General features: G+C 67.9%; 8 protein-coding genes. 5 read left to right on the top strand and 3 right to left on the bottom strand.

The window, feature by feature from the left end:
- The first annotated feature begins 107 nt into the window (after positions 1–107).
- From DBV14_RS15370 to pcp, 3 genes are all read left to right on the top strand, one after another.
- The gene (locus DBV14_RS15370; protein ID WP_124460023.1) at positions 108–1106 is read left to right on the top strand and encodes a biotin-dependent carboxyltransferase family protein; all 999 of its coding nucleotides are present in this window, start codon (positions 108–110) and stop codon (positions 1104–1106) included.
- An 85-nt stretch (positions 1107–1191) separates the two neighbouring features.
- A complete protein-coding gene (gene pxpA / locus DBV14_RS15365) occupies positions 1192–1926 on the top strand; it encodes a 5-oxoprolinase subunit PxpA (protein ID WP_124460021.1) in 735 nt (244 codons plus the stop codon).
- A 45-nt stretch (positions 1927–1971) separates the two neighbouring features.
- Entirely contained in the window at positions 1972–2619 is a 648-nt protein-coding gene (gene pcp / locus DBV14_RS15360; protein WP_124460022.1) for a pyroglutamyl-peptidase I, read from the top strand.
- 25 nt (positions 2620–2644) lie between these two features.
- Here the strand turns inward: pcp and DBV14_RS15355 are convergent, their stop codons facing one another.
- Entirely contained in the window at positions 2645–3358 is a 714-nt protein-coding gene (locus DBV14_RS15355; RefSeq protein ID WP_124460020.1) for an alpha/beta fold hydrolase, read from the bottom strand.
- A 139-nt stretch (positions 3359–3497) separates the two neighbouring features.
- On the opposite strand from DBV14_RS15355, the gene DBV14_RS15350 reads away from it, so the two are divergent.
- On the top strand, positions 3498–4193 hold the full coding sequence (locus DBV14_RS15350; protein WP_124460019.1) for a histidine phosphatase family protein: 696 nt from the start codon (positions 3498–3500) through the stop codon (positions 4191–4193).
- A 19-nt stretch (positions 4194–4212) separates the two neighbouring features.
- Here the strand turns inward: DBV14_RS15350 and DBV14_RS15345 are convergent, their stop codons facing one another.
- Together DBV14_RS15345 and DBV14_RS15340 are read right to left on the bottom strand one after the other, a co-directional pair.
- Complete coding sequence (locus DBV14_RS15345; protein WP_124460018.1) at positions 4213–5589, bottom strand: tetratricopeptide repeat protein; 1377 nt, start codon at positions 5587–5589, stop codon at positions 4213–4215.
- 38 nt (positions 5590–5627) lie between these two features.
- A complete protein-coding gene (locus tag DBV14_RS15340) occupies positions 5628–6026 on the bottom strand; it encodes a 4-oxalocrotonate tautomerase (RefSeq protein WP_124460017.1) in 399 nt (132 codons plus the stop codon).
- 136 nt (positions 6027–6162) lie between these two features.
- Between DBV14_RS15340 and DBV14_RS15335 the strand changes: the two genes are divergently transcribed.
- On the top strand, positions 6163–7044 hold the full coding sequence (locus DBV14_RS15335) for a LysR family transcriptional regulator (protein WP_124460016.1): 882 nt from the start codon (positions 6163–6165) through the stop codon (positions 7042–7044).
- The last annotated feature ends 197 nt before the right edge of the window (positions 7045–7241 follow it).

The following is a 7241-nucleotide window of genomic DNA, read 5'->3' as shown; positions in this document are numbered from 1 at the left end:
CGGTGTCAGTCGCACACGCCCCGAATGCACCCAGCAGCAACAAGCACAAAGCCCCCCGAGCAGCTTCACGCTGAATGGGACGAACGACCGAGTGGTGGAACCCCGAGATGATTCTTGTCAGCAAACCCGGCCTGCTCGCCTCGGTGCAAGACCTCGGACGGCACGGCCATCGCCAGCTTGGCATCTGTCCCGGCGGTGCGCTCGACGTCCTCGCGCTCACCCTCGCCAACCGTCTCGTCGGCAACCCCGATGGCGCGGCCGGCCTCGAGCTCACCATGGGTGGCTGCGAACTGCGCTTCGAGGCCGACACGCGCATCGCGCTCACCGGCGACGACTTCAGCGCCATGCTCGATGGCGTGCCGCTCTGGCCCTGCTGGAGCGTGCCCGTCGCTGCCGGGCAGACCCTCAAGCTCACCGGCGCCAATGCCTCGGGCCGCAAGAAAGCCGGCCTGCGCAGCTGGCTCGCCGTGGCCGGCGGCATCGACGTGCCGCCCATCCTCGGCTCGCGCAGCACCGACCTCAAAGCCAGCTTCGGCGGCCACGAAGGCCGTGCGCTGCGCAAGGGCGACCGGCTGGCGCTGGGCACTTCGAGGCTCGATGCCGCACAGCGCACCCGCCGTCCCTTTGGCCTGCGCGAGCCCGACTGGGGCCGCGAAGAAGACGATGGCGCCATCGCGCTGCGCGTGCTGCCAGGCCCCGAATTCGAACAGTTCACCCTGGCCGCGCGCGACCTGCTCTGGGGCGAGCACTGGCGCATCACGCCGCAAAGCAACCGCATGGGCAGCCGGTTGGCCGGCGCCGAACTCAAGCGCAAGCGCGGCGGCGACATGCTCTCGTCGGGCGTGATTCCCGGCACCATCCAGGTTCCACCTTCAGGCTTGCCGATCATCCTGATGGGCGACGCGCAGACCACCGGCGGCTATCCGCGCATCGGCGTGGTGATTCGCGCCGACCTCTGGAAGCTGGCGCAGGCGCCGCTCAACGGCAAGCTCCGGCTGGTGCAGGTCGACATGGCGCAGGCGCTGGCCGCATGGGCCGGGCAGCAGCGCTACCTGTCGCAAGTGGCACAGGGGCTGGCGGCTGCAGGCTGGCCGGGCGCGGCATAGACTGTGCAGCAGGCAGACGACGACAACGGTGAATGACCGGTCGGCCCGATGCCGGCCGCATCACCGAAGAAGAAGGACCCTCCCCATGCACATCGACCTCAATGCCGATCTCGGCGAAGGCGCCGGCAGCGACGAAGCACTGCTCGGCCTCGTGAGCTCCGCCAACATTGCCTGCGGCTGGCACGCGGGCGACGCCAGGACCATGCAGCAGTGCGTGCGATGGGCCCTGCAGCACGGCGTGGCCATCGGCGCGCACCCCAGCTTTCCGGACCGCGAGAACTTCGGGCGCAGCACCATGCACCTGCCGCCCGACGAGATCGTCGCCAACGTGCTCTACCAGGTCGGCGCGCTGGCCGCGATCGTCAAGGCCGAGGGCGGCACGCTCTCGCACGTCAAGGCGCATGGCCAGCTCTACAACCAGGCCGTGAAAGAGCCCGAGCTGGCCGACGCGCTGTGCGAGGCGGTGCGGCGCTTCGACCCGTCGCTCAAGTTCTTCGGCCTCGCGGGCAGCAACATGATCGACGCGGCCCGTCGCGCCGGCCTCACGCCCGTCGAGGAAGTGTTTGCCGACCGCGGCTACATGCCCGACGGCAGCCTGGTGCCGCGCAGCCAGCCGGGTGCGCTCATCGAGAGCGAAGCGCAGTCGATCGCGCAGACGCTGTCGCTGGTGCGCGACCACAAGGTGACGGCCATCGACGGCAGCACTGTGGCCGTCAACGCGCAGACCGTGTGCCTGCATGGCGACGGTGCCCACGCGCTGGCCTTTGCGCGCCGCATCCGCGAGCGGCTGCAGGCCGAAGGCATCGCGGTCCGGGCCTGATCGAGTCGAATCGCCGTGCCTAAGGCCGCTTCGCCTTCTTCGCCGGTGCGCGTGCTGCTCACCGGCTTCGATCCCTTCGAGCAGGAGGCGGTCAACCCGTCGTGGGAGGCGGTGCGTGCGCTCGACGGCTGGAAGGTCGGCCGCGCTGTCGTGCATGCCCGAAAGGTGCCCTGCGTGTTCGGCGACGCCATCGACACGCTGGTGCACGCCATGGACGAGCTGAAGCCAAGTCTGGTGCTGTGCATCGGCCAGGCCGGCGGCCGCGCGGAGATTGCCATCGAGCGCATCGCCATCAACATCGACGACGCCCGCGTGGCCGACAACGCCGGCCGTCGGCCGATCGACCTGCCCGTGGTGCCCGGTGCACCGGCTGCGTATTTCTCGACGCTACCGATCAAGGCCATCGCGCGCGAACTGCGTGCCGCCGGCGTGCCGGCTTCCGTGTCGAACAGCGCGGGCACCTTCGTCTGCAACCACATCTTCTACGGCCTCATGTACCTCATTGCCACGCGCCCGGTGGCGGGGTTGCGCGGCGGCTTCATCCATATCCCGTACCTGCCCGGGCAGGCTGCCCGATTCGCGGGAGCGCCGAGCATGTCGCTCGACACCATGGTGCAGGCGCTGCGCATCGCGGTGGCCACCGCGCTCAAGGTGAAGCAGGACATCGCCGAGACCGGCGGCCAGCTGTACTGAATGCACTGAACCAGGCTGAAGCGGCTCAGGCCGCGGCGGGAAACTGCTTCGCCAGCCAGGCGTTCAGTGCCGCGTTCACGATCTCGGGCTTTTCCATCGTCAGCATGTGGCCGCACTCCGGCACCCACACGACCTGGGCCTGCGGCAGCAGCGCGGCCATTTCCTCTGTGCATTCTGGCGGTGCCAGACGGTCTTCGTCGCCGCACATCAGCAGCACTGGCGCGCGCAGCGACGGCAGGTGCCGCCGCGCATCGGGCCGCTGCATCACCGCGCGGTTCTGGCTGATGAGTTGCTGGGCGCCGGCGCCCAGCACGATGTCGAGGTAGCGCTGCACCAGCACCGGGTCGGCCGCCTGCGTGGGGTGGAACGCGAAGTACACGTTCGGTTCGATCACGTCGCGCACCTCGCCGCGCTCGAAGTACTCGATGGCGCCTTCGCGCAGAGTGAACATGTCGGGCGTCTCGGGCCTGGCGCTCGTGCCGAGCAGTGCCAGGCCGGCGATGCGCCCGGGCGCCTGGCGGGCCGCTTCCATGGCGACCATGCCGCCCATCGAAGCGCCGCACAGCACCAGCGGGCCCTCGTGTTCGCGCAGCACCGTCGCGGCCATGTCTTCGATGGTCTGGTTGCGCGTCTGAGCGTCGCTCACGCGGGCATTGAAGGCGCGGGGAAGGGCGGGCAGCTGGGCTTCCCACAGGCGCTCGTCACAGGCGAGGCCGGGCAGCAGGACAAGATTTGGCATGGGAACGGATTTTGCGCGATAGCGGCGGCGGCCGCAGGCCCTTGGCCGGCCGGTGCGTGGTGGTGGCCGTGCAACAAAGCGCCGGCGTCGGTACATGCGAGCACATGCGCGTCACGCACTGGGTGGAAAATGGGTGGCAATGCCAACGCCCAAACCCGACTCCACCACCGACCTCATCCTCATTCGCCACGGTGAAACCGCCTGGAACCGCGAGCTGCGCTTCCAGGGGCATGCCGACGTTCCGCTCAACGACATCGGCCACGAACAGGCACGCCGCCTCGGCCTTCGGCTGGCCGGCGAAACCGCGCAGCACCTGATCAGCAGCGACCTGATGCGCGCGCAGCAGACGGCCGCCCCGGCGGCGTTGCAGCTGTCGTTGCCGGTGGTGACTTCGGCGGCGCTGCGCGAGCAGCATTTCGGCATCGTCGAAGGCATGCGCTCCGACGAGATCCAGAGCCTGCATCCGCGTGCCTGGGAAGAGTGGCTGGAGTTTCGCGAAGACCACGCCATGCCCGAGGGCGAAAGCGCGCGCGAGTTTCATGCGCGCATCGTCGCGGCGCTGGGTGGCATTGCCGCCGCCCACAAGGGGCAGCACCTGATCGTCGTCACCCACGGTGGCGTGCTCGACATGGTGTGGCGCACCGCGAAGGGCCTGAGCCTCAGCGGGCCGCGCCAGAGCGACATTCCGAATGCGGGCTTCAACCGCATCCGCATCGCCGACCCCGCCAAGCCCGAGGCGATCGAAATCGTCGACTGGGCCGACACGCGCCACCTCGCCGACCTGCCGCCGCAGCCGACCTATGACCAGACACGGCATTTGAAGAGCAAGGACTGAGCGTTCGCTCTTCGCGCGCTCAGTTCCGCAGCAGCGCGCCCAACCCCAGTTTCTCGTAGACCGCACCAGCCTGCCGGCGCAAACGCAGCGATTCAGGCTGGCCATTCAGCTGCTGTTGCAGGATGCCCTGCGCACCCGCCAGCGTGGCCTCGGTGCCGGTGCGCACCATCGCATCGAGGTACACCTGCTCGAACAGATCGCGCTGCGCATGGCTGCCGCCGATCTCTATCAGGCGGGGCAGCGCCACGCCCAGCCCTTCGATGGCACCAGCGAAATCGCCACGCGCATGCGCCACGAGCCCGTGCGCGGCTGGCACGCACACACGCTGCCATGCGGCACGCGTCGATGGCGGCGCACCGGGCGCGAAGGCCTCGATGTTGCGCAGCAGCGCGTCGGCCTCGGGCCGCGCGGCACGTGCCAATCCATAGAGGTATTGCAGATCGAGAAACGGCAGCACATGGTCGGCCTGCCGCTGCAGCAGGTAGCCCGCCACGTCGTTCCAGCGCGCACCCACGTCGATGCCCGCCAGCTCCAACCGCGCCAGCAGCGACACCGCGCCGATCTGGTCTTGCGAGTAATCCTTGACCACGCCCCAGGCGTGTTCGTCGTACACCGCGAGCGCCTCGGCATCGCGGCCCAGGTCGATCAGGAACAGCGCCACGTGCCACCAGTTGTGCGTGACCATGAAGGAGTTGAGCCCGGTCCAGGTGTCGCTCACGCCGTTCATGAATGCCAACCCTTCGGCGAGCCGGCCTTCGGTGAGCATCACATGCGCCAGCGCGTGATGGGCCCAGGGCTCCTTGCGGCACATCGCGATGGCGCGGCGCGCGCTGGCTTCGGCCTCGCGCATCAGGTGGCATTGCTCGTAGCCGAAGGCCGTCATGCCATGCACGTAGGGCACGTCGGCCGTCGAGGGCAACACCGCGAGCGCGAGCCGCAGCATGCCAGGGCAGTCGCCCGTGTTGAAGCAGTGGTACTGGCCGAGCTTGACCGACACCAGGTCGCGCGGATGCTCGCGGGCCTGCTCGGCATGCAGTGCAATGGCGTGTGCGATGTCGCCGTCTGCCCACGCCTCTATGGCCGCGATGTAGCGTTGCTCGCGCGGCGTGGCGAGCGCGGCGCCGGCCTTGGCTTTTTCAAGGAACGGCCGTGCGTTGACGGCGGCTCCGCGCGATTCAGCGAACAGGTGCAGCGTGGCGCAGTAAGCCTGCACGATCGGACTGGCATCGGTCTGCGCGAGTGCCAGCAGGTTGACGGCGCGGGCCTCGGTCGAGATGAAGCCCATGACGAAATCGTCGACCAGCGGCAGGCTGGCGTCGTCGTCGAGAGTGAGCGGGTTGCCGAGGCTGTCGGCGGGAAGCGAAGCGGCGATGTGCGTGGGGTTTCCGGAGGGCATGGCACATGGTGCCATGCCCCCGGCGATGCTTCAACGGCTCACACGCCCGCCTGCTGATGGCGGTACTCCTGCGTCTTGCCGCCGTAGCCGTAGGCGGCGCCGCGCGCATCGATCACGTGGATGTACGACACCTCGTGCAGGTTCGGCCGCAGCTTCGCAAAGGCCGCGTAGACCTCGCGCAGGTAGCGCGCCTTCTCGGCCTTGGTGTTGGTTTCGTCGGTGATGCTGATGTCCAGGTGAAAGGCTGACTTGCCGAGAGAGGCCAGCGTCTGGCCACCGATGAACCAGCTGTCGGCGGCGATGTACTGCACGGTGGTGGCGATCACCGGCAACTGCTTGCCGAGCACGCTCTGCGTGAGTTCGGCAACGGCATCGACGGCCTTGCGGGTGAGGGCTGCATCGGGTTCGCCGGAGAGGTGGATGACGATGTGGGGCATGGTGGACTCCTGGGTGGTGGTGAATGAAAAACAAGTGAATGAATGGATGAGCGATGGGGTGATTGTGGGAATTCCATAGTCATCGGAAAAGCGGGAAGATATGATTGAATCCATCGGATAAGCGAATGGATGAGTCATGCAAGGCTTCGATCTCGAACAGCTCCGCACCCTCGCCGCGGTCGTCGACGCGGGCAGCCTCACGGCGGCGGCGCCGCGCGTGTTCCTGTCGCAGTCGTCTGTCAGCGAGCAGATCCGCAAGCTCGAAGAGCGGGCCGGGCAGTCGCTGCTGACACGCAGCAAGGCGGGCGTGGCGCCCACCGAAGCAGGCACGCGGTTGCTGGCCTATGCACGGCGCATCCTCGCGCTCAGCGACGAGGCGTTTCGCGATCTGCATGGCGAAACCTTGCAGGGCGAACTGCGGCTCGCGGTGACCGACTACTTCCGCCCCGGCGATCTCACACGGCTATTGGGGCGCCTGGCGGAGAGCTATCCGCAGGTGCGGCTGCACGTGAGCATCCTGAAGAGCGACGCCTTGCGAGCGGCCTATGCACACGGAGATTTCGACGTGGGGCTGGCGATGGACATCGCGGGCACATCGGCTTCTTCTTCATCGTCGGTTGCACGGGATGCAAAGGCCCGGACGGTCCGGCGCGAATCGTTGGCGTGGCTCGGCGCAACCGGCATGCGATTGGTGCGCAACGAGCCGGTGCGTTTGCTGGCCTTGCCCGACACCTGTTCGCTGCACCAGTTCACGGTGGCGCTTTTGCGGCGGCGGCGCGTGCCGTATGTGCTGGCACATGTGGCATCGGGGGTGGCGGGATTGCAGTCGGCAGTGGCTGCGGGGCTGGGTGTGGCGTGCCTGAACGAGTCGGCGATATGCGATGGCGTGACCCGTCTGAGTGCACCGCATGGCTTGCCAGCGTTGCCTCGGGTGGCTTTTCAGTTCCTGCCTGGGCGTCGGGGTGAGACCGAGTTCGTGACTCGTGCTCGGGAGATGCTGGCTACTCACCTGGTGTGATGACAGGTAGTACACGGGGCAATTCAGGGCGCGTGCGACTGACACCGGGTGCTCCCCTCCGCGAATGTCCCCCGCTTCGCTCCTCCTTTATTTCGCTGCGGGGAGCACCCGATGCCATTCTCACATGGACACGCTCTGAGTGCTTCGCTGATCAACCAGTGCTCTGAACTCGCTCACGCTGGCGGTGTGCTCTGCGC

This window comes from Variovorax sp. KBW07 (assembly GCF_003852515.1).
GTDB lineage: Bacteria > Pseudomonadota > Gammaproteobacteria > Burkholderiales > Burkholderiaceae_C > Variovorax.
The sequence above is the reverse complement of the archived record's forward strand: the minus strand, read 5'-3'. Positions and strand labels throughout refer to the sequence as shown.

Coding starts and splice junctions, on each gene's coding strand:
- DBV14_RS15340 (WP_124460017.1), bottom strand. CDS start 6,026: ATGCCCCACATCGTCATCCACCTCTCCGGCGAACCCGATGCAGCCCTC.
- DBV14_RS15370 (WP_124460023.1), top strand. CDS start 108: ATGATTCTTGTCAGCAAACCCGGCCTGCTCGCCTCGGTGCAAGACCTC.
- pxpA (WP_124460021.1), top strand. CDS start 1,192: ATGCACATCGACCTCAATGCCGATCTCGGCGAAGGCGCCGGCAGCGAC.
- DBV14_RS15335 (WP_124460016.1), top strand. CDS start 6,163: ATGCAAGGCTTCGATCTCGAACAGCTCCGCACCCTCGCCGCGGTCGTC.
- DBV14_RS15345 (WP_124460018.1), bottom strand. CDS start 5,589: ATGCCCTCCGGAAACCCCACGCACATCGCCGCTTCGCTTCCCGCCGAC.
- DBV14_RS15355 (WP_124460020.1), bottom strand. CDS start 3,358: ATGCCAAATCTTGTCCTGCTGCCCGGCCTCGCCTGTGACGAGCGCCTG.
- DBV14_RS15350 (WP_124460019.1), top strand. CDS start 3,498: ATGCCAACGCCCAAACCCGACTCCACCACCGACCTCATCCTCATTCGC.